Source organism: Cupriavidus sp. DB3 (assembly GCF_020418465.1).
Taxonomy (GTDB): domain Bacteria; phylum Pseudomonadota; class Gammaproteobacteria; order Burkholderiales; family Burkholderiaceae; genus Cupriavidus; species Cupriavidus cauae.
The window spans coordinates 345695-366533 of record NZ_JAIZPL010000005.1 but is presented as its reverse complement, the minus strand read 5'-3'; the positions used below and the strand labels follow the sequence as shown (position 1 = coordinate 366533).

At 59.2% G+C, this 20839-nt stretch carries 17 protein-coding genes; 11 read left to right on the top strand and 6 right to left on the bottom strand.

Annotated features, from left to right (window positions below):
* Position 1 precedes the first annotated feature (1 nt).
* The 10 genes from K7G19_RS18040 to K7G19_RS17995 all read left to right on the top strand — a co-directional run bounded on the left by K7G19_RS18040 (position 2) and on the right by K7G19_RS17995 (position 13648).
* Positions 2–1012, top strand: a complete 1011-nt coding sequence (locus tag K7G19_RS18040; protein ID WP_370639572.1) for a glycosyltransferase family 4 protein — start codon at positions 2–4, stop codon at positions 1010–1012.
* A 3-nt stretch (positions 1013–1015) separates the two neighbouring features.
* The gene (locus K7G19_RS18035; RefSeq protein WP_226108420.1) at positions 1016–2935 is read left to right on the top strand and encodes a nucleoside-diphosphate sugar epimerase/dehydratase; all 1920 of its coding nucleotides are present in this window, start codon (positions 1016–1018) and stop codon (positions 2933–2935) included.
* A 52-nt stretch (positions 2936–2987) separates the two neighbouring features.
* Positions 2988–3962, top strand: coding sequence for a glycosyltransferase (locus K7G19_RS18030; protein WP_226108419.1), 975 nt, complete (start codon positions 2988–2990; stop codon positions 3960–3962).
* Positions 3959–6130: a glycosyltransferase gene (locus K7G19_RS18025; protein WP_226108418.1), complete on the top strand. Its 2172-nt coding sequence runs from the start codon at positions 3959–3961 to the stop codon at positions 6128–6130. Before K7G19_RS18030 ends, K7G19_RS18025 begins: the two co-directional genes overlap by 4 nt.
* Positions 6127–9066: a glycosyltransferase family 4 protein gene (locus tag K7G19_RS18020; protein WP_226108417.1), complete on the top strand. Its 2940-nt coding sequence runs from the start codon at positions 6127–6129 to the stop codon at positions 9064–9066. The genes K7G19_RS18025 and K7G19_RS18020 overlap by 4 nt, the downstream gene beginning before the upstream one ends.
* The gene (locus K7G19_RS18015; protein ID WP_226108416.1) at positions 9066–10136 is read left to right on the top strand and encodes a glycosyltransferase family 4 protein; all 1071 of its coding nucleotides are present in this window, start codon (positions 9066–9068) and stop codon (positions 10134–10136) included. The genes K7G19_RS18020 and K7G19_RS18015 overlap by 1 nt, the downstream gene beginning before the upstream one ends.
* Entirely contained in the window at positions 10133–11116 is a 984-nt protein-coding gene (locus K7G19_RS18010; RefSeq protein ID WP_226108415.1) for a glycosyltransferase, read from the top strand. The genes K7G19_RS18015 and K7G19_RS18010 overlap by 4 nt, the downstream gene beginning before the upstream one ends.
* A gap of 143 nt (positions 11117–11259) precedes the next feature.
* On the top strand, positions 11260–12162 hold the full coding sequence (locus tag K7G19_RS25120; protein WP_226108413.1) for a glycosyltransferase: 903 nt from the start codon (positions 11260–11262) through the stop codon (positions 12160–12162).
* A 17-nt stretch (positions 12163–12179) separates the two neighbouring features.
* Positions 12180–12770, top strand: a complete 591-nt coding sequence (locus tag K7G19_RS18000; RefSeq protein ID WP_226108411.1) for a histidine phosphatase family protein — start codon at positions 12180–12182, stop codon at positions 12768–12770.
* 26 nt (positions 12771–12796) lie between these two features.
* Positions 12797–13648 carry a hypothetical protein gene (locus tag K7G19_RS17995; RefSeq protein WP_370639571.1) on the top strand — a complete coding sequence of 284 codons (852 nt, stop codon included), beginning with the start codon at positions 12797–12799 and terminating at the stop codon, positions 13646–13648.
* Positions 13649–14050: 402 nt separating this feature from the next.
* On the opposite strand, the gene K7G19_RS17990 is transcribed toward K7G19_RS17995, so the two are convergent.
* Genes K7G19_RS17990 through K7G19_RS17970 form a run of 5 tightly spaced genes read right to left on the bottom strand, consistent with a single transcriptional unit; the run spans position 14051 to position 18891 of the window.
* Positions 14051–15625, bottom strand: a complete 1575-nt coding sequence (locus K7G19_RS17990) for a hypothetical protein (protein ID WP_226108407.1) — start codon at positions 15623–15625, stop codon at positions 14051–14053.
* The gene (locus K7G19_RS17985; protein WP_226108405.1) at positions 15597–16016 is read right to left on the bottom strand and encodes a GtrA family protein; all 420 of its coding nucleotides are present in this window, start codon (positions 16014–16016) and stop codon (positions 15597–15599) included. The genes K7G19_RS17990 and K7G19_RS17985 overlap by 29 nt, the downstream gene beginning before the upstream one ends.
* A gap of 57 nt (positions 16017–16073) precedes the next feature.
* Positions 16074–16829 (bottom strand): SDR family NAD(P)-dependent oxidoreductase, encoded by a 756-nt coding sequence (locus tag K7G19_RS17980; protein ID WP_226108403.1) that lies wholly within the window; start codon positions 16827–16829, stop codon positions 16074–16076.
* Between the two features lie 2 nt (positions 16830–16831).
* Positions 16832–18133, bottom strand: a complete 1302-nt coding sequence (locus K7G19_RS17975; RefSeq protein WP_226108401.1) for an FAD-binding oxidoreductase — start codon at positions 18131–18133, stop codon at positions 16832–16834.
* Positions 18127–18891, bottom strand: coding sequence for a UbiA family prenyltransferase (locus K7G19_RS17970; RefSeq protein ID WP_226108399.1), 765 nt, complete (start codon positions 18889–18891; stop codon positions 18127–18129). The genes K7G19_RS17975 and K7G19_RS17970 overlap by 7 nt, the downstream gene beginning before the upstream one ends.
* A gap of 75 nt (positions 18892–18966) precedes the next feature.
* Here K7G19_RS17970 and K7G19_RS17965 point away from each other — a divergent pair.
* A protein-coding gene (locus tag K7G19_RS17965; protein ID WP_086004422.1) for an IS5-like element ISJp4 family transposase occupies positions 18967–19784 on the top strand; the annotation gives its coding sequence in 2 pieces (ribosomal slippage) (positions 18967–19315 and positions 19315–19784; 819 coding nt in all).
* Here K7G19_RS17965 and K7G19_RS17960 read toward each other — a convergent pair.
* Entirely contained in the window at positions 19759–20478 is a 720-nt protein-coding gene (locus K7G19_RS17960; protein ID WP_226108398.1) for a haloacid dehalogenase-like hydrolase, read from the bottom strand. The two genes, K7G19_RS17965 and K7G19_RS17960, sit on opposite strands and share 26 nt — an antisense overlap.
* Positions 20479–20839 lie beyond the last annotated feature (361 nt).

The following is a 20839-nucleotide window of genomic DNA, read 5'->3' as shown; positions in this document are numbered from 1 at the left end:
GATGCCGTCAATGGAAGCTCTTCGACATCTGCTCGCGCCTGCCATCCTTGCGTTGCTTGGCTGCGCCGGCGTGCTGGTTCTTTTGCTGCGCACGGGCCTGGCGTGGCGGCTCGCGGTCGATCTACCGAACCACCGTTCGCTTCATACCCGTCCGACACCGCGGGTTGGTGGCTGGGGCGTGACACCGGTCAGTACACTGCTCATCCTGATCTTCAGCCCCGCCCTGGTTGGCGTGGCTCTGGCAACGCTCGCGCTGGGTCTACTGTCACATTTGGACGACCGCTACGGGCTACCTGCCCGACTGCGCTTCATCGCACATTTGCTTGCGGCGGCCGGGCTGTTGTGGGTCTTGCCGCCAACGGCGACGCCGTGGTTGGCACTGCCATTGATCTTCGCCTTGGTGTGGCTGATCAACCTCTACAATTTCATGGACGGCGCCGACGGACTGGCGGGCGGTATGGCTGTGTTCGGCTTTGGCGCATACGCAATCGCGGCATCGCACACCCAGCCGGATCTTGCCGGTGCCTCCGCGATCGTGGCCGGCGCTGCGCTCGGTTTCCTGCTGTTCAATTTTCCGCCGGCTAAGGTCTTCCTGGGCGACTCAGGCTCCATTCCGCTAGGCTTTTTAGCGGGTGGGCTTGGCTACTGGGGCTGGCATACTGGCGCCTGGTCCTGGTGGTTCCCTATGATGGTGTTCCTCCCCTTCATCGCGGATGCGTCAATAACCCTGCTTAGGCGCTTGCTCCAGGGCGAACGGTTCTGGGAGGCGCATCGGCAGCACTATTACCAGCGCATGATCCAGATGCGGGGGGCGCATCGCGGTATTGTGCTGCGCTGGTACGGGCTGATGCTGTGCAGTACGTTTGTCGCTTTTTGCGCGATGGACATGCCTAGGCACCAAGCCATTGCAGCGATGGCCGCGTGGGTAGGCGCGGTCGTCGCGCTTGGTTGGAATGTCGACCGCCAATGGCGGCGCTTCAGTTTGAGGCGGCCGGATTCCAATAAGGTGTAACGCATGGTGCTAGCTCGACTCTCACGTCTTCGTGCCAAGTGGCTGTCGTTCACCGCTTTCGCCTTCGACCTCAGCGCGGTCGCCGTCGCGTGGCTGCTTGCCTATTCGATCCGCTTCAACGGTTTACCACCCGATCCTTACTTGATGTCCGCGCTGCGCGCGATGCTCTGGGTGGTGCCGCTATACGGAGCGATGTTCAAAGTGTTCGGCTTGTACCGAGGCATGTGGGTCTTCGCCAGCCTGCCGGATCTCATGCGGATCGCGAAGGCAGTGGCCTCCGGTGCGATCATGACAACCGTGGTGGGCACTATGCTTCAACCGGCGCCACCGGTACCACGATCCGTGCTGGCACTGGCGCCGATCCTGCTGCTGCTTGGAATGGGCGGCAGTCGGGCTCTGTACCGAGCGACCAAGGAGTTTTACCGTTATGGCGGATTGATCGCCCAAGGCAAGCCGGTGTTGGTGCTCGGTGCAGGCGAGGCGGCGGCTAGTCTCGCGCGCGAACTCAGCCGTTCGCCGAAATGGCGCTTGGTCGGGCTGTTGGACGATGATCCGGCAAAGCGGGGCCGAGAAATTCAGGGCTACAAGGTGCTGGGGCGCATCACTGAGCTGGGCCAGATTGCCGCACAGCACAAAGTCGAGCATGTGATTATCGCGATGCCGTCGGCTCCTCCTCAGGTTCACCGGCGGGTGGCTACACTGTGCGTCCGCGCAAATGTGCGCGCGATGGTGCTGCCAGCTCTGACCCCGCTGACGCAGGACGAGTCTTTTCTGTCGCGCGTGCGCCAGATCGACCTTGAGGATCTGCTTGGCCGGCAAGCTGTCAGGATTGACACGCCGCATATCGAGGCGCTGCTCAAGGACCGCGTCGTGATGGTGACAGGGGCTGGCGGCTCGATCGGGTCCGAGCTCTGTCGCCAACTGCTGAAGTTCGGTCCCGCGCAGCTCGTCGCTTATGAAATTTCCGAGTTTGCGGCCTATTCGCTGATCGAGGAACTGCGACACAAGTTTCCGCAAGTGAGCGTGGTACCAATGATCGGCGATGTAAAGGATTCGTTGCTGCTGGACCAGACCATGCGTCGCTATGCTCCGCATGTCGTCTATCATGCGGCCGCCTACAAGCATGTTCCGCTGATGGAGGAACTGAATGCGTGGCAGGCTGTGCGCAATAACGCATTGGGGACGTATCGGGTGGCCCGCAGCGCCATCCAGCATGGCGTCCGTCGCTTCGTGCTGATTTCGACCGACAAGGCCGTCAATCCCACCAATGTCATGGGCGCCTCCAAGCGCCTTGCCGAGATGCTGTGTCAATCGCTGCAGCAAACCACGCGCGCCACACTGCTGGAAACCGTGCGTTTCGGCAATGTGCTGGGCAGTGCGGGCAGCGTGATTCCAAAATTTCAGGAGCAGATCGCCCGTGGGGGACCGGTGACTGTGACCCATCCGGAAGTGATCCGCTTCTTTATGACGATTCCAGAAGCGGCGCAACTGGTTCTACAAGCGTCAAGCATGGGCGACGGCGGTGAGATCTTCCTGCTTGAGATGGGCGAGCCAGTCAAGATCGTCGATCTCGCGCGTGACCTGATTCGGCTGTATGGCTTCGACGAGAATCAGATCAAGATCGTGTTTACTGGGTTGCGACCGGGCGAGAAGCTGTACGAAGAACTGCTTGCTGATGACGAAACCACCCTGCCTACCCCGCACGACAAGCTGCGCATCGCCCGTGCGCGGCCGGTACCGGATCACTTGCTTCAGGAGGTGCTCCCGTGGTTGATGCAGCCCCGCATCCCGTCCGACGACGAGGTGCGACGCGACTTGCGCCGATGGGTGGCCGAGTACGCACCGGTAAGCAAGCCTATGTTGCAGTCGGTACCCTCGACGGGCCAATTCCGCGAAGGCAGCACGCCGCCCGCGGTAGGTTGATGGTGCATCCGATCGCCCCTTCGCGCTTCATATTCTCCTCACCCCGAGGCTGATGAAAGTCCTGTTCGCTACCTATCCAATGGCATTTCATACGCCTGGCGGCGGTGAGATCCAACTCCTGGCGTATCACAAGCACCTGCCGTCGCATGGTGTCGAGGTTTCGCTGTTCAATCCGTGGGACCCGCGTTTTCACGAGCACGATGTCGTGCATTTCTTCTCGTGTGTCGGCGGCTCGGTCCACTTCTGCAATTTCGTCAAGCAGCTTGGTCTGCCGCTGGTTGTGAGTTCGAGCCTGTGGGTGACCGAGGACACCTTGCACCTTTATCCAATCGGCGAAATTCGACAGCAGTTTTCGTTGGCCGACTTTGTGGTCGCGAATTCGGAGATCGAGTGCGATACGCTGGCGCGGGTACTAGACCTGCCGCGCGAGAAATTCGTGTCGGTGTTCAATGGGGTCGAGCAGGCGTTCTACGAACCCGTCTCAGGCGCGATATTTCGCAAGCAGTTCGGTATCACCGGGCCATTCGTCCTTAATGTCGGAAATATCGAACCCCGGAAGAATCAGCTAGCGCTGGTGCGGGCGATGAAGGCACACCCTGACATGCGGCTGGTGCTGATTGGACATCAGCGCGATCCTGACTATGCCAGTGCATGTCTCGAAGAGGGTGGCAACCAAGTCAGCTACCTAGGCCCGCTGCCCCACGACTCGCAATTGCTTCGCTCGGCCTATGCTGCCTGCGAAGTGCTCTGCCTACCCAGTACTCTCGAGACTCCGGGCTTGGCGGCGCTGGAAGCCTATGCTGCTGGCTGCGCCATCGCGGTAACGCAGGTCGGCTCCACCGAAGAGTATTTCCGCGAGGCAGCAGTCTATGTTGATCCCTTGGATATCAACAGCATCGCGATTGGGATCCAGTCCGCGCGACAGCGTGGTCGATCGGCCGACGCAGGCACCGAGCGGCGTGCATTAAGCTGGCCCGTGGTGGTCGGGCCTTTGAAGAATATCTATCACTCCCTTGTACGTAAATGAAACTCGAACTGCAAGCGCTGAATAACGTAGAGGCCACGATTGGATCGGATTTCCAATGGCGAGCGACCTCTAACGATCCTCAATTCGCTATTGTTGGATGGGAAAACATGCGGGGGCGGACCACCCGGTTATCGTTCCGTCTGGCGACTGGCCCGATGCCGCGCACGCCTTGCATGTTGTACGTCGACTGTGGCGAGGGCATGTCCGAGCATGGCGCAGTCTTCGTGGCTGTGGCGCCGGATGGCACGGTAGACCAGCACATTGACCTGCCGTGGTCGCTACGTGCGGTGCGGTTCGATCCGATTGCCTTTATCGGCGAATTCTCGCTTCATGACTTTGCGCTTGAGGTAATCGAGGCGTCGCGGCCGTTTGGCGAAGAGTGCGACGAGGCGGAAGCATGGACCTCCAACAGGGCATCGGACGGGGCCCGCGCGTTAGAGCCGACCTACGACAACTGGATGAAGGTCGCGGAGGTTTCCGCTGACGAGTATCCCGCGTACCGGGAACTCGTGCAGCGCTGGGACACTGCGCCGTGTATCAGCATCGTGATGCCGACGTATAACTCGCCGGGCGAATACCTTAGCAAGGCGATCGAGTCGGTGCTGGGCCAGCTTTACCCGAACTGGGAACTCTGCATTGCAGACGACAATTCCACCCAACCGCACGTGCGCCAGATACTCGACGAATACTGTGCGCGCGATGCGAGAATCAAGGTGGTCTATCGACCTACCAACGGACACATCAGCGCGGCAAGTAATAGCGCGCTTGCACTTGCTAGCGGCGAATTTACCGCGCTGCTCGATCACGACGACGAACTACATCCGCTGGCCCTTTACTACGTGGCCGAGGCAATTCGCAACAATCCCCGCGTCGGTCTGATCTACAGCGACGAGGACAAGATCACAGTCGACGGAGTCCGCTACGAGCCATACTTCAAGTGCGATTTCAACTACGATCTATTTCTGGGCCAAAACATGATTTCCCACTTGGGGGTCTATCGGACGTCGGTGCTGCGCGAAGTCGGTGGTTTCCGCGAAGGCCTGGAAGGTTCTCAGGATTACGATCTGGCGCTACGCGTCCTCGAGGCTGTGGGTCCGGAGGCGATTCATCATATTCCACGCGTGCTATACCACTGGCGCGTTCTGCCAGAGAGCACGGCTTCCAGCCATGAAGCCAAGCCGTATGCGGTGATCGCTGCTGCCCGGGCGGTGTCTGAACATCTGCAGCGCTGCAATGTTGAGGCCACGGTGGTACAAGCCGAAGGGGCGGTCGCGTACCAGCGCGTGCGCTACCACCTGCCAGAACAACAGCCGTCGGTGGAGATCATCATTCCCACCCGGGACGCAGCCGGCCTGGTCAAGCAGTGCGTCGATTCCATTCTCGGCCGCACGCTCTACCGCAACTATCTCATCACGATAGTGGATAACGGCTCGTGTCAACCGGAGACGTTTGCGCTATTCGACGGGTACACCGCCGAGACCCGCGTGCGTGTGGTTCGCGACGATTCCCCGTTCAACTATTCGCGGCTGAATAATCGCGTCGCTCTGGCCAGTCAAGCGGAACTTGTCTGCTTGCTGAACAACGATATCGAGGTGATCACGCCGGACTGGCTCGACGAGATGGTTTCTATTGCGATCCAGGACAAGGTGGGTGCGGTTGGTGCAAAGCTGCTTTATCCCGACGATACGGTGCAGCACGCGGGCGTGTTTCTCGGCATGGGCGGTCTGGCCGGCCACGGCCACAAACATATGCCGCGCAACGCGCCCGGTTATTTCTGCCGCGCTGTGCTTCGCAGCGCCATGAGCGCTGTGACGGCGGCCTGCCTGCTGATTCGCACGTCGATCTATCGGGAAGTCGGTGGACTCGACGAGCAGCTGGAGGTAGCGTTCAACGATGTGGACTTCTGCCTGCGCATTCGCAAGGCTGGCTATCGCAACGTATGGACGCCGTTTGCTGAGCTCTACCATCACGAATCGGCTTCGCGCGGCTACGAGGACACGCCGGAAAAACAGGCCCGCTTCCTGCGCGAGATCGCCTTTGTCAAGCAACGGTGGGGCGACGCCCTGTGGGCCGACCCGTACTACTCGCCGAACTTGACCATTGAGACCACGGACTTTTCCATCACGTTGAATCCACGTACCAGCGTCCAGCCATCCATCACACCATGAGTCTTACCACTAGCTGGGCAACGGCGCGCCGGCATCCTTCGGAGCATGCGCGCTTTTCTTTGCCAAACGCAATCTACTTCCTGCTCAAGTTCCGACAGGACCTGGCCGCGTTCGAGCACAGGTCTTTGAAGGGAAGAATGGAGCTGTATTTCTGGTGGCGATTCCTCGGCCGGAGGGACTACCCGGACTTCGACTGGGTGCTGACCGAGGAGGACGTCGCTTTCACCAGGCATCTGGACCCCATGACGCTTATCTCCGCGTATCCGAGGTGCGTGGCCTATTGGCTGGGTGGGACGTCGGACGACGTGCTTGACGAGGCGGCATTGCGCCCGCTGCTGTTACAGGATCGTTACGTCATCGGGCCGACGTCGGCCACGATCCCGCGCTTTCTCGGGATGCTGATCGACAGCCGCTCTGACTTGCGGCAGCACATGGACCTCGGCACTTTCGCCGGGCAGCTTGCCGCGCTGACGTGGTGGGAAACCCACGGTCAATGCGAGTATCCCCGACTCGCTTGGTCCACCAGGGATGCCTGGGCTCGGTTGAACGAACTCAACGAGGACGATGGCAGCGAGCTGTTCCCGGTGCCCAGGTTCCTGTCCTTGCTGGTCGACAGTCGTCCCGATCTGCGCAGCACGATGGATTTGTCCACCTTCTCGGGAAGGCTCGCGGCCCTGCTCTGGTGGGATGGGCATGGCCAGCACGAGTACCCACGTCTGCATTGGCTGACCGACAGCACCTGGCGAAGCCTCAATCAGCCGGCCGACGCGAATTTGGATCCGGCGTTCATGGTGCCCCGATTTCTGCCTCCATTGCTCGAGGGGCGGCCAGATCTGCGCTCGGCGCTCGATTTGTCGACCTTCGCAGGGCGGCTCGGCGCATTGATGTGGTGGGATGCCGATGGTCGCCGCGAGTATCCACGGCTGATATGGCGGACATCGCCAGTGTTTGACTGGCTCAATGAGCTAGTGACCCCGGAATTAAGCGAAATCGGCCCTGTGCCGCGTTTCGTTGCGGCGCTGGTGGCATCCCGTCCAGACTTGTACCAGCATTTCGATCTCAACAGTTTCGCTGGCTGGCTTGATGTACTGCACTGGTGGGATCGCCACGGGCGGCACGAGTATCGCGGCCTGTGTTGGCCCGTTCATGGTACCTGGGACAGCCTCAGCCAGCCCGCGCGGGAGCAGCCAGACCCGGTCTTCGCACTGCCGCGCTTCCTTGCGCCCTTGATCGCCAGTCGACCCGACCTGCGCGCACAGCTGAGCCTGTCCAGCTTCGCGGACCGACTTGCCGTGCTGGCTTGGTGGGACACGTCGGGTAGGAAGGAATATCCTCGGCTCGTTTGGCGTACGTCAACGGTGTTCGGCTGGCTTAACGAGATGGTGCCGTCCGATGCTAATGCTGCCTTCCTTTTGCCGCGCTTCCTAGAACCGTTGATCGAGACCAGGCCCGATTTGCATGGCTATCGACAGCATGACCGACTCTCAGCCCTGCTGGCTTTGCTAGACTGGTGGCAGAACTACGGCAAGCACGAGTATCCTGGCTTGGAGTGGTCCACTCGCGATACATGGGACCGTCTGGCCACGCTGGACGCTGCCGCGGATAGCGCTGCCGCAACGGTGCCCACGTTTCTGCGGCAAGTGCATCAGGATCGGTTTGACTTGCGCGAAGCGTTTGACCTTCGCCATAACGGTGGTGTCGAGGGGCTGTTGCACTGGTGGGAGACCGCGGGCAGGAACGAGTATCCGGCGCTTGCTCATCTCTCCTCGATCGCCGCCAGCCGAGGCGGTGCGGCGTCCCACGTAGTCAGGGAGCGCGTGCGTCCTTTGGGCGTCAACGTGGTGGGCTTTCCCCAAGGTGTGCTGGGGTTGGGCGAGGATGCGCGCATGGCCGGTCGCGTGCTGCAGCAAGCGGGTATCGACGTCGTACTGGTCAATGCTCCGATGAGCGGCCCGGCGAGAATCGATACATCTGTCACCAGCATGCTCAGCGCCGAGCTCAAATATTCGGCGAGCCTGTTCTGTCTGCCACCGCCTGAGATGGTTCGCCTTGCGCTTGAGGGTGGCCGGCGCATGATTGAAACGGATACGTACCGGATTGGCGCCTGGCCATGGGAATTGCCTCACTGGCCCAGTGCTTTCGGTAGTACGCATCGGTTCGTCCATGAGGTGTGGGCGCAGAGTCGATTCGTAGAGGCAGTCTATGCTCGCCTGGGCGGCCCCAAGGTGCATCGAATGCCGATGGCTGTGACGCTTCCACTGCCGCGGAAGCCGGAGCGAGAGCGTTTTGGCTTGAGCATTGACCGCTTCCTGTTCTACCTCATGTTCGACGGCAACTCCTGGCTTAGTCGCAAAAATCCGGTCGCTGGCGTGCGGGCATTCCAACAGGCATTTGCGCATGGGCAGAAGAGCGTAGGGCTTGTCATTAAGGCGATGAACGTTCACGATGACAATCCGATCTGGCGGGAAATTGTCGAGATCGCCGCAGCAGACGACCGTATTACCATTGTGTCGGAACGCATGGATCGCCAGGACACCGTCGACTTCATGGCCTGCTGCGATGCCTATATCTCGCTGCATCGAAGCGAGGGATTTGGCCGCATCATCGCGGAGGCCATGCTGCTTGGCCAGCCAGTAGTCGTAACGAATTTCTCAGGCAATGTCGACTTCTGCGATGCAGAGACGGCGTACCTCGTTGACGGCGAGCTGGTTCCGCTCAAACCGGATGAGTATTTGTTCCACGAAGGGCAGTACTGGTGTAATCCGGATATCGACATGGCCGCCGATCAGCTGAAGCGTCTGCTGGACGACAGCGCCGAGCGCAATCACATTGCACAAGCCGGCAAGGCACGCATCGTCAACAACTACTCGATAGAGGAGGTGGCGCGCAGCTATCGTGCGCGTTTGCGACATATATTCGGAGGAGACGCGCTCTAATGAAATTGATGATCTATGCCGTCGACGTGTTTCCTGGCGATGCGGTTGGCAATCATTGCCTCGCTATCGCTCGTTGCGCACAGCGTAACGGGTGGGAGGCGCGGGTGTATGCGCGTAACTTCGAGATGGGTGTGGCTGATGTACGGCCGGTTCAAGCCTTGCTCGACGAGATTGGCGCTGAGGACGTGCTGTTGGTTAGCTACTCCATTTACGATCCGTCGCTGAACGAGTTGTTGAGCTTGGCCTGCCGCAAGATCTGTTATTTCCATGGTGTCACCGACCCGGCGTTGCTTAGGGGATTCGAGCCGCGGACGGCGGAACTGTGCGAGCAGGCCTTGCGGCAAGTGCCCGCGCTGGCGGCCTTCGACCAGCTGTTGGCCAATTCCGTACATACCGCGGTGGCGCTCGGGCAGGCCACTGGACGTCTCGACACGGTTGTCATGCCTCCAGTCTTTGCCGACATGCGGGCTTTTCATGAGTACCACACGCACCTCGAACGCGGCCGCACCGACGTCAGCCTGTTGATGGTCGGCCGGGTGGTTCCCCACAAACGCGTCGAGGACGCGTTCAGCGTACTTGAGGCGCTGCTTCGGCGGGATGTTGCGGCCACGTTGTCCGTCGTCGGCACGATGCCGAATGCCGAATATTTCCGGTTCCTGATCAACCGGGCGCGCGCAATGGGCGTTCTTGAGGCGGTCGACTTCGAGGGCATGCTGGACGATGAGGATCTCCGCGATAGCTACGATAAGTCCGACATGCTGCTGGTAATGAGTCGCCACGAAGGATTTTGTGTGCCAGTGCTGGAGGCGATGCACTTTGGTAAGCCGGCCCTAGTGCGCGGCGGAACCGCAGCTGAGGAGTTGTGCATGCCCGACGACGTTCTGGCTCCCGACGCCGATCCGCAGGCGTGGGCCGACGCGATCATGCTTCGACTGCGTGTGGTACGTGAGCTCGGCCCTCTGCGTGCCCGCGGGTTCTATAAGAGCCGGGCATCCGAGATACTGGCGAAGGCGGACGATCACGTATGGAAGACGCTGCTGGTCAAAGCGATTGAAGGGGAGGTGCGATGAATCGTCTCAAGCTGCTTTTGACCACCTACAGTACGGCATTCGCGACCAGCGGGGGCGGCGAATCTGAGCTTGTGCAAGTTGCAGAGATGCTAAATGTATCCGGCATCCACGCCGACATTTATGGCATCGGCAGTCGCCCGTTCAGTTTCTACGACGGCATCATGCATTTCTCGGTGCATGCCGATGGCGATGCGATGCTGCGCGAGGCGCGCGCTCGCAGCAAGCCGATCTTCTTGTGGCCGAACGTATGGTGGAACCAGGCGCCGTCGGACATGGAAGTTTCGCGCATCGCGGAGCTTTGTACCGGTGCACGCAAACTGCTGTTCAAGTCGGAGGCAGAGTGGCGCAATTTCCGTCACTATGTCGAGGTGCCTGACGACAAGGTGGCAATCGTGCCGGCATGTGTTTCCGAGCGCTTTCTCGCGCCGGCCGATCGTGAGCTCGCCTCGACCGTCTGCAGTGTTTCGCACTATGCATTGTGCCTAGGCTTGATTGAGCCCGTAAAGAATCAGCTTCAACTTGTGCGCGCCCTGGCATCGCTGAAGATGGACGGAGTGTTCGTAGGCGGCGCGCGCGATGATGGCTATCATCGCCAGTGCGTCGAGGAGGCACATGCGGGCGTGGAATTTCTGCCATTCGTGCAACCATGCAGCGCGTTGCTGCGGTCCATCATTGATAATTGTAGTGTGCTGGTCGAAGTCAGCGCCGATCCACCTGGTCGCTCGAGCCTGGAGGCCGCAATCATGCGGAAGCCAGTGGTCGTCGCCGATGGTCCGTGGCAGCGTGAGCATTTTGGCGATGACGCTTGGTACGCGGCCGCTAATTCCGCTGAAGCGGTGGCACAGGCGATTCGAGCCGCACTAACCGACCCCGAACGGGACCACAAGATCGAAGCGACGTATCAGCGCATGATGTCGCGTCACTCCGCCGTCGTGATGGGGAAAAAACTGGTCGAGCTGTTGGAAACGGAGTGTGTCTGAAATGCGCAGGGTGCCTCGCTTACTGGTGGTCCAGCGGATTTCGCTATCGCACGACAAATTGATGTCGCGTTCGATTGCCGCCCGCTTCGGACCACTGCTAGCCTACGGGTCTGCTTCAGTGGGAACAGATTGTCGAGGGTGACGTGACCATCGGGCAGTTGCGGCGCTTCGATGCAGTATTGTTTAACAAGCACACGTCGAGTCGGGCTGTTGACATCATGAAGATGGCCAATGACCTCGGACTCACTACTATCTACGACATGGACGACTGGATCATCGATCTGCCGATGTACAGCGTCACTGACCTTAGCGACGATCTGCTCGCCAATATCATCTGGATGGTCCGCCATGCAACGGTGGCGACGGTATCGAATAGGGTATTGCAGGAAAAGCTTCGACGCATCCGTCCCTCGGTAGTCATCATCCAGAACGGTTTCGACCATCAATTGCTGCCGGCGGACAACGACAACTGGGTGGAAGCGCAGCCCCCGCGCATATTGTTCTCAAACACAGACGGCATCAAGTTGGTACGTTTCAAGAATGACTTCCTTCAAGTCGTCAGTGACTTCATGTTGCGGCATCCTGAGGTGGAGCTGGATTTCTGGGGAGACCGTTTTCCCGAGATGGGGAAAATCCCTCGCCTGCGCGCTCGTGGCTTTTTGGACAACGCAAGTTACAAACAGGTGCTTCTTGAGACAGGCTACACCTTCGCTATCGTGCCGCTCGGTGGTCGTGAGGATCCGGAGACACTGTTTTTTAATAGCTGCAAGTCATGCATCAAATACATCGACTATGGGAGCCTTGGCATTCCAGGCATATACTCGCGCACGCCCGTCTATGAGGACGCCGTCACCCACAAGGAAACCGCCTTACTGGTCGATAATGCTGCGGAGCACTGGGCGTGTGCAATGGAGGAGCTCTATCGCGATCGCATGTTGCGCGACCAGCTCCGACACAATGCGTACCGTGACACGCGCACCCGCTACGGCCTAGCCGGTCCGGCGCAGGTACTACTTGACCTGCTCCATCAAGCCCCGGAAGTCTGAAGGAATCAAAGATCAAAATGGACTTGCTGATTATCCGCCACGGGCAGTCGAACGCTAACGCGAACGGGCTCCTAATCGCCGACGACCGTGATGAGCTGTCCAAGCTTGGGCGGGAACAGTCGCTGCGATTGAAATCGACCTTGGCTGACTTCGGTTTCCAGCCGTCCCAAATTGTCTGCAGCCCCTGGCTCCGGGCTCGCCAGACCGCCGAACTGGTATTCGATCGGCATCCCTTGACGCTGGAAGCCCGCCTCGCCGAGACCCATCCAGGCATGTTCGGGACTTGGCTGGAGGGAGAGTTTAACCGGACCTATCCCGACTTTTGCCGGGATATCGCTAACCGTTATGAAGGCGGCGAGTCCCATCTGGAGATGGCCTGTCGTGTCCGGCAGTGGGTGGACGAGACGATCAAGCCGTCCATGGCAGAACCGGGCTTGCTTGCTGTCGTAGCTCATGGGGGTCCGATAAGCGTGGTGCTGCAGTATTTATTGGGTATTCCGATCGAGTCGCACTATCCTACGTTCACGGTGCCGAACGGCTCGTTCACGCTGTTGACGTGGCGTGCCGATTTGCAACGCTATTGCGTTGAGCGTCTGGGGCACGTATGAGAGAGGGGGTCACGATCTTCGAACCAGTGCTGGGACAGCAGGAAGAGGCGGTTCCAATCGATCCCGCTTTTCTGCCACTGCGCAGCGATAATGCCCGACCCGCGTGGCGCGAGTTGCAGTTGCTGATCGCGCTCTATCGCGAAGGGACTTACCTTCGCCATGGTCTCACCGGCTTGTTCTCGCCTAAGTTCGCCCTGAAGGCGCGCATGCCGGGGCAGCGCTTCCTCGAGTTCGCGCAGGCGGCTCTAGAGGCGGATGTGGTGTTCATCAACCCGTTTCCGCAAATCGGCTACTGGTCGTACAACGTATGGGTCCAAGGTGAGGGGGCCCACCCCGGACTCACGTGTGCGGCGCAGAAGCTGCTAGATGCCAGCGGAGTTGCGCTGCACGTGCGTGAGACGCCAAGGCATGGCCCGGGAACGTTGGCGTACTGCAATTTTTGGGTCGGCAGTGCAAGATTTTGGGAGCGCTACGTCGGCGGCGTGCTGGAACCGATTGCACGCTTTCTCGAAACCGAGCCGGAACATCCAGCTGCGCTTGAGGTGATGCGAGATACTGCGCATACCGACGCCGCGCCTTATTTGCCGTTCATCGTGGAGCGCTTGTTCAGCACCTTTCTATCGCAGAACGACGATTTGCGCGTGCGCCCTTACGTTATGGGCGCGCACGAGGTGCCCGACTATTGCATCAACGATTTTGAGCGTCTGTTGTATTCGCGTCTGCGGGACGAGGTCGACGCAGCAGATCGCACCGGCTACTTTCCTTCCGACCTGCGCGAACGGATGGACCTGGGATGCTGTCTTTGGCAGCAGCATTTCTTCGACCTGTACTGCTTGATACCGCATCCGCATACCGGCCGGAGGCTGTCGGCTGTCTAAGAGTCGCGTGCGAGCGAGGACGGCATAGTAGATCGTCGCCGCGACAAGGAGTCATCCTTTCAACGCAGTGCATCTGCGGTGCCAGTTTCCGGCGCGCTCCAACTAACTGACCGCACAATCGCTACGAGCAATCTGCTGTAATCGACCACCAAAAAATTTCCACCTGGCCATTTCGCTATCCCGCCATTCTGGCTGCAGGTCAGTGCGCAGCGTTTTCACAATGGAATCCCGACGGTAGAACGCTACGCTCCCGTCCATGGCAGTCCTGCAGTTCGACGGACCAGCCAACTGCACACTGCCCCTGCCTCTCCGCGCAGTTGGTTCGTCAATTCACAAATATGCGTTTATGTCCGACCGGGCCACGCTACAGGCCGAGATGGTCGGGTGCGCTACTCCCGCATCTCATGCGGCAACGTGGGCGCATTGCTCAATGCGTGCGTCGACATCCGCTACGGCGACCTTCTGAAGGAGCTTGTATCCCTGGAACTGGAACGAGTCCACTTCGCGATAGGCTTGCTTCGTCAGCAAACAGTTCGCACTTGCCTCGAACGACCATAGTGGCACGTGGACGAGGATGTAGTCTGGCCGGTATTTGCCCAGCCACGAATTGACGTCCTTTTTAGCGATGTAGTCGGCGTTGTAGCGGTTAGTGAGTCCGAGGATATCAACGAGATAGCGCTCAGAGTACCAGCCCACGGTACCGATCTCGACCGCCGCCAATACGGAATCGGGCGGCGTGTTGTGCTTGATCCAGTTGCCGATGTTCTTGTATGCGTCCATCGGGCCTCTTTCTACATTGGCGAGCCGGAAGCTGTGCTGCACGAACCAGGCTGTGGCCAGGGCTGCCGCCACTCCGATGGCTATTCCAGTCACGCGTCCCACCGGCAGCTGCGCCGTCCGCGCTATCGCGTGCCATGCACCTGTGGCCGAAAACAGCAGCGCGAAGTAGTAGAAAGGCGCGTAGTACCAGTGGTAGTTCGGGATATTGGCGATGGTGTAGAAACCGCCCAGTAGGGCCAGGTAGGCTAGCACCAGCCAGGTAGTGCGTTCACGCCATGACATGGCGACGCCGAGCAGGCACGACGGTATCAGAAACCACAGCATACGGGAGCTATTGCCGAACACCCAACCGTACATATACTCGATGTTGAGAAAGATCAGGCCGGTTCCCCAGAATCCGGATTTCCCCTGGCCGATCTTGGCGCCGCCCGTGGCTGGAAGGAAGGCGCCGTAATAGAAGTAATTGAAAAGGAAATTGGCGCCGATTAGCAGTACCGGGGCGGCGAGATAGCGGACGTGGGGGAGTTTGCGATGGCGAATAATATAGTCGGCAACGATCACGAGACCGAGGAATACGCCTTCACTGCGAGTCAGGAATAGTAGACCCAAAGTCACGCCGAGCCCGAAATAGGACTCGCGACGGTAGCACAGTAACGCCAGAGCTGACAGGAACAAGAATAGAGAAGTCTCCATCCCGAATGTCAGGTAGAAGTAATTGAAGGACACAACGAAAAGGCCGCACAGGAGTTTGCCCATGCGAGTGCCCGACGCCATCAGATTACTTCCCGCAACCGAGGCGCAGAACAGAAAGAGGCCTGAGATCAAGACCGTTGTTGCCTGCAGATTCTGGATCGCTGTATTGGCGGCGATCAACAGATAGGAGTAGAGCGGGGATGTGAGACCGTTGAACCTGTCGCCAACGTTGTAGACAAGTCCGTTCCCGTCGAAGAAATTGCGCAGATAGCGAAGGTAGATCAGCGCGTCGTCAAGTTGGAAGTGACGGGTCTTCCATGAAAGGAAGCCGCAAACCGTCGCCGTGATCACGAATAGCAGGGCGTTCTCGGCAAGATATCGTTTGGTCCCGTTGATGTTGGACAGCCCATATGGCATTGCTCGGCTTGCTGCCAGCGCGGCATCGGCCGAGGCACGGGCGATGTCAGTCTCGCGTTCACCGCGGGTTGGACTTTGAGAAGACATAAGTTTTATCCAGCCAGTACTTCGTTACGTAACCAATTGATAGACCGATCGCGCCCCCCACGAAACGGGCTTCCTCCGAACGGAACAGTGCTTCGGCGCCGAATTCGAATGCCCAAAACACCGCCGTCGTGGCGACACCCATCAGGGAGTAAAGCGCGAAATTTTGGACGCCGTGGGACAGGTTGCGATGCTGATAGCGGAAGATCCAGGTCTTATCGAGCACAAACTTCGTTAGTAGGCCCACCGCCGTGCCAAATAGCACTGACAATGGGATCGCGAAGCGATGATCGTATCCCAATAGGAAGAGCTTCTGTGCGCCAAGGTTCGCGATGATCGAAACGATTGCGAAAACGGTGTACAGGATGGCGATGTGCGTACGTGCTGTCGGCATGGAAAAATTCGAAGGCGCTGTAGAGACTTGCCGATCTTGTGATGACATCGTACTGGCTCAGATGTCCAATCGGTTGAAAATCATACGTGGCAAATGCCGGATCACCATCATGATCAGCGCCCATTTGGTTGGCGTGTAAATTGTGTGCTTGCCGGCGCGCATGCCTTCGGTGATGTCCTGTGCCACCTCCTCAACGTTTGCCAAGCGGGCGCCACGCTCTGCCAGATGTGCGGTCATGGGGGTGGAGGTCGGCCCCGGCTTGATCAGCACAACGTTCACGCCGGTGTTGGCAAAGCGGTGCTGCATTCCCTGTGCGTAGCGCGTGACCAAACCCTTCGCAGCCCCATAGACGTAGTTTGATTTGCGGCCACGATCGCCAGCGACAGAGCCAATGATGCCTAGCGTTCCGCGATTGGCATTTGCCATGTGGTAGGCGAACGCTTCGGCAAAGAGCACGGGGGAAATACCGTTGACGGTGAGGGCGTCGGCCGCGCTGCCAAGATCCTGCTGGCACTGCGCTTGATCTGGCAGGGAGCCATGCGCAATCAGCACAGTGTCGATCGGCCCTTCATCGACGATCGCGTCCACCTGCCGGCGGATAGCGGATGCACCAATGAACTCGCATTCGACCACCTGTACTTCGGCGTTGGGCCCGCGGACCTTGAGATCGGCGGCAATCATTTCGGCCTTGGCGCCGCTGCGGCACAGGAGTATCAGTTGCACATCTGCTTCGGTCACCCAGCGGCGCATGCAGTGTTCCGCGATGGAGGAGGTCGCGCCGACGACCACAATTCGCTTCTTATGATTTTGCAAGGCTAATGTCCCATAAGTCTGCGTGACAGGGCTGAACTGATACCTGGATCACGGAATGGTCGAAACTCCTGGATGCGCGGATAGCCGGCCTCAAACAATGCGCGCGGCATGCGTGCGTCCTTTGCGGGGTATAGTCGCCCGCCTGCCTCTGCGACGATGGCGTCTAGCCGTTCGAACAACTTGGTCGTGGAATCGCCAAGATTGGGGAAGTCCAAGGCTAGCGTTACACCGGGCTGCGGAAAGCTGAGCATGCCGGGTGCATGCCGGTTTCCGAAGGTTTTAAGCACGGCAAGGAAGGAACCCTGGCCGGAGCGTGCGATTTCGCTCATCATCGCATTAATCGCATCGTAGCCCGCCTCGCGTGGCACAACACTCTGATACTGGAAGAAGCCTCGCGGCCCGTACATGCGGTTCCATTCATGCAGGTTGTCCAGCGGGTAAAGGAACGCCTGGTAATGAACTGTGGCGTGGCGGGCGCGTCGCTTGTTCATCTCGTAGTAGAGGAAATTGAACGGGCGTAGCGTCAGGCGATTCACCAGCGAAATCGGCGGTACGAGAGGCATGCGCCGGATCCGGGTTTTGGGCTCGGGCCGCTCGCGCGTCTGACTCGGATTGCCTCGCATAAACAAGCCCCGCACATTATTGCCTCCGCTCAGGCAGTCGATCCACGCGACGGTGTGTTCCCACGCGGCTGCGGAGCCGTCAGCCAGAGCGAAGAATTCGTCGAGGCTGTGATAGGGTAGCGTCTCGGAATCGATCCACGCCCCTGCCACACGTCGGAGTTGCAATTCGGCGGTCACGATCACGCCGGTCAGTCCGAGTCCGCCGACGGTGGCCGCGAACCATCCGGGATGGTGTCTCGGTCCACATTCGATCGTGTCGCCGTTGGTGCGAACCAATACCAGGTTTCTGACATGGTCGCCGAATGTACCGAACCCGTGATGGTTCTTGCCGTGCACGTCGTTGGCGATAGCTCCGCCGACGGTGATCAATTGCGTTCCCGGTGTGACAGGGAGCATCCAGCCGTGTCGTAACGCGAGTTGCTGGATGTCCCGCAGCAGGACACCAGATTCGCAGGCCAGCCGGCCCTGATCTCTGTCGAAAAAAATAAAGCGGTCTAGACCGGTTGTCTTCCACAATACGTGGCCTGGATTGAGGCAGACATCGCCATAGCTGCGAGCCATACCCAACGGCAGGCCGGGCCCAGGCCCGGCCAAGCAGTCCGCAACCCGTGCTCGCTCGGTCAATTGCCTGACCTCGTGGTCTGGACTGGCTAGCCGCCCCCACGACGATACGGCTACCATGGAATCCCCAAACTGCCGAGCACAAACACAGCGGCGAAGGCCACCGCCGCTACTTGGCTTGCCCTGTCCTTGACGGCGAATACCAGCGGGTCATCATGCATTTCGCCCCGATGGGCCTTCATCCACACCCAGCTGATCCAAAACAAGATGATAGGGATCGAACCCCAAATGTATTGGGGCATCGGGTACAGCGTTACGACCGCGTTTGTTTGTAGATAAAGCGCGAGCACCAGAACGGACGCATAGCCGGCGCTGATACCCAAAGTCTGAATCAGCTGTGCGTCGCTGGTGTAGTAACCGCGGCCGTGTACCTTTTCCTTGCCGCTTTTGAGTTGAACCTCCAGTTCCGCATAACGTTTGACAAAGGCCAGCGACATAAACAGGAAGGTCGAGAAGGCAAGCAGCCAGAACGTCAGCGAGAGCCCGACAGCGGCTGCGCCGGCGACGATCCGCAAGGTGTACAACAGCGCGAGTACGAGGCAATCAATGAGGATGATGCGTTTGAGTCCCCACGAGTAGGCACAGGTCAATGCGACATAGAAGACAAGCCACACTAGGAAGGCCGCATTTACCAGCGCGCCTAGAACAAGGCTTATCACAAGCAACACCGGCGCAAGCGCAGCGCCTTTCCACGCGGGTACTTGACCCGATGCAAATGGGCGCAAGCGCTTGCGCGGATGTTGGCGATCGCTTTCGAGGTCCAGCAGGTCATTTGCGATGTAGACCGACGACGCGCAGATACTAAGAGACCGTTTCAAAAAGAGCCCCGGGGGGCTGTTAACCTTTTCGGCAAGCTGTTAACCTTGGCCATCTGAACAACTGGAACCGAGGGGATGAGCGCGCCGATCATTGATGATGAACTGTGGGCACTGATCGAACCTTTGCTGCCGCCGCCGAAACCGCGACGCAAGAAATATCCAGGGCGGCTCCCGGTTTCGAACCGGGCTGCACTGAACGGCATCCTGTTCGTGTTCAAGACTGGCATACGCTGGTGCGACCTGTCGACCAAGTTGGGATTCGGGTCGGGGCCGACCTGCTGGAGGCGCTTGCGCGATTGGCAGAAGGCCGGCGTTTGGAAGCGATTGCACGAGCTACTGCTGGCGAAGTTACGCGAGGCCGGCGAACTCGACTTCTCCCGAGCAGCCGTCGATTCATCGTCTGTGCGAGCCGTTGGGGCGGGCGAAAAACTGGTCCGAACCCCACGGATCGCTCGCGACCAGGTTCCAAGCATCACATCCTCGTCGACGCAAATGGCGTCCCCATCAGCGCAATCCTGACCGGGGCGAACCGCAACGACGTCACCCAACTGCTGCCGCTCGTCGACGCGATCCCGCCAATTCGCGGCGTGCGCGGTCGCCCGCTTCAAAAGCCCAAAGTCATCTACGCAGACCGTGGCTACGACTCCGAGCCGCATCGTCAGCGGCTTCGCGAGCGCGGCATCAAACCGGTGCTCGCCAAGCGCCGGACAGAACACGGCAGTGGCTTGGGCAAATTCCGCTGGGTTGTCGAACGTACTCACGCGTGGCTTCACAACTTTCGTCGTCTTCGCATTCGCTTCGAACGTCGAGCCGACATTCACGAAGCGTTCCTAAAACTCGGCTGCTCTCTCGTCTGCTGGAACATCTTCAGGCGCGCTGAGCCGTCTTTTTGAAACAGTCTCTAAAAGCCAGGAAGGCAACGAAGAGGGACTGCCAGACCGCGAGCCTATCAAGCTCATGCGCAGCGAAAGCCGGGACGAATAGGAGGATGTTCTTGAGCCATTGATGCATCCTCAATACCCGCGGCCATACAGTCAACCTCTGAGGTTCCGTGGGGAATACGCGTTCGATGGTGCAACAGGTGCCGGCTGCCCTTGCAAGCCCCGATGCGGCGTTGACGACTATCGCCTTCCGGGCGCAGCGCCAGACTGCGACATCTGCATGGGAATTACCAACGTAATCGAAGCCACCTTCTCCGAAACGTTCGCATAGCGATCTTGCCTTGCGGTGCCCGGCGAGATTGGTAACGCCGTCGCTTGCTAGTACCTCGTCGAAGATGGTGAGATGCTCCGCAATAGCTTCTGCGACGCTCCTATCGGAGGCGGTGCAAAGTATCAATCTACGCCCAGCCGCCTTCTGCAATCTTAACCATTCCAGCAGCTCCGCGTTGTATGGTAGACATGCAGGGTTGATCGAGACGAGCGCTGCCAGTCTTTCCTTCAGCACCGCTTTGCCTTTGGACAACCAGAAAGGAATGCGAAGCACATTGGCTGGACGGTCCCGGAGGACACGTAGCGCCGACTCATGAAGCATGTCGGTGTGAACCAGCGTGCCGTCGAGATCGACGACTAGCGGCGTGGAGGCCAACTATCTCTCCCTGTTATCGTTGTTCGCTATGCAGCAACCGTCTTGGGTCGATATGCGAAACTGGTCGTGTATTTGAACATCGGTCTGGTCGTGCGCTCGCCGCTTTGGCGAAGGTGGGTGACGCTTTTGAGCCGGTATTCTAGCGATATTCCGTACTCCGTCTAGGTGAACAGCCGAATTTAGCTCCGTCGCGGAGGCGACGGTAACGCCATTCAGGCATTCCGCGTGGAAGCGTCTGAAGCGCATTCAGGCATATGTCACATTCTCATCCGCCTTTAGCACTTAGCTGGGCTTACCATCGCTCGATCAACCGCATGGGGCGCCATGTGGTCCGGAAGTGCCTCAAAACTTTCCAGGCGGC

Bases quoted from the DNA above. Each gene is read 5' to 3' on its own strand.
- K7G19_RS18040 (WP_370639572.1), top strand. From the start codon at position 2: ATGCCGTCAATGGAAGCTCTTCGACATCTGCTCGCGCCTGCCATCCTT.
- K7G19_RS18035 (WP_226108420.1), top strand. From the start codon at position 1,016: ATGGTGCTAGCTCGACTCTCACGTCTTCGTGCCAAGTGGCTGTCGTTC.
- K7G19_RS18030 (WP_226108419.1), top strand. From the start codon at position 2,988: ATGAAAGTCCTGTTCGCTACCTATCCAATGGCATTTCATACGCCTGGC.
- K7G19_RS18025 (WP_226108418.1), top strand. From the start codon at position 3,959: ATGAAACTCGAACTGCAAGCGCTGAATAACGTAGAGGCCACGATTGGA.
- K7G19_RS18020 (WP_226108417.1), top strand. From the start codon at position 6,127: ATGAGTCTTACCACTAGCTGGGCAACGGCGCGCCGGCATCCTTCGGAG.
- K7G19_RS18015 (WP_226108416.1), top strand. From the start codon at position 9,066: ATGAAATTGATGATCTATGCCGTCGACGTGTTTCCTGGCGATGCGGTT.
- K7G19_RS18010 (WP_226108415.1), top strand. From the start codon at position 10,133: ATGAATCGTCTCAAGCTGCTTTTGACCACCTACAGTACGGCATTCGCG.
- K7G19_RS18000 (WP_226108411.1), top strand. From the start codon at position 12,180: ATGGACTTGCTGATTATCCGCCACGGGCAGTCGAACGCTAACGCGAAC.
- K7G19_RS17990 (WP_226108407.1), bottom strand. From the start codon at position 15,625: ATGTCTTCTCAAAGTCCAACCCGCGGTGAACGCGAGACTGACATCGCC.
- K7G19_RS17985 (WP_226108405.1), bottom strand. From the start codon at position 16,016: ATGCCGACAGCACGTACGCACATCGCCATCCTGTACACCGTTTTCGCA.
- K7G19_RS17975 (WP_226108401.1), bottom strand. From the start codon at position 18,133: ATGGTAGCCGTATCGTCGTGGGGGCGGCTAGCCAGTCCAGACCACGAG.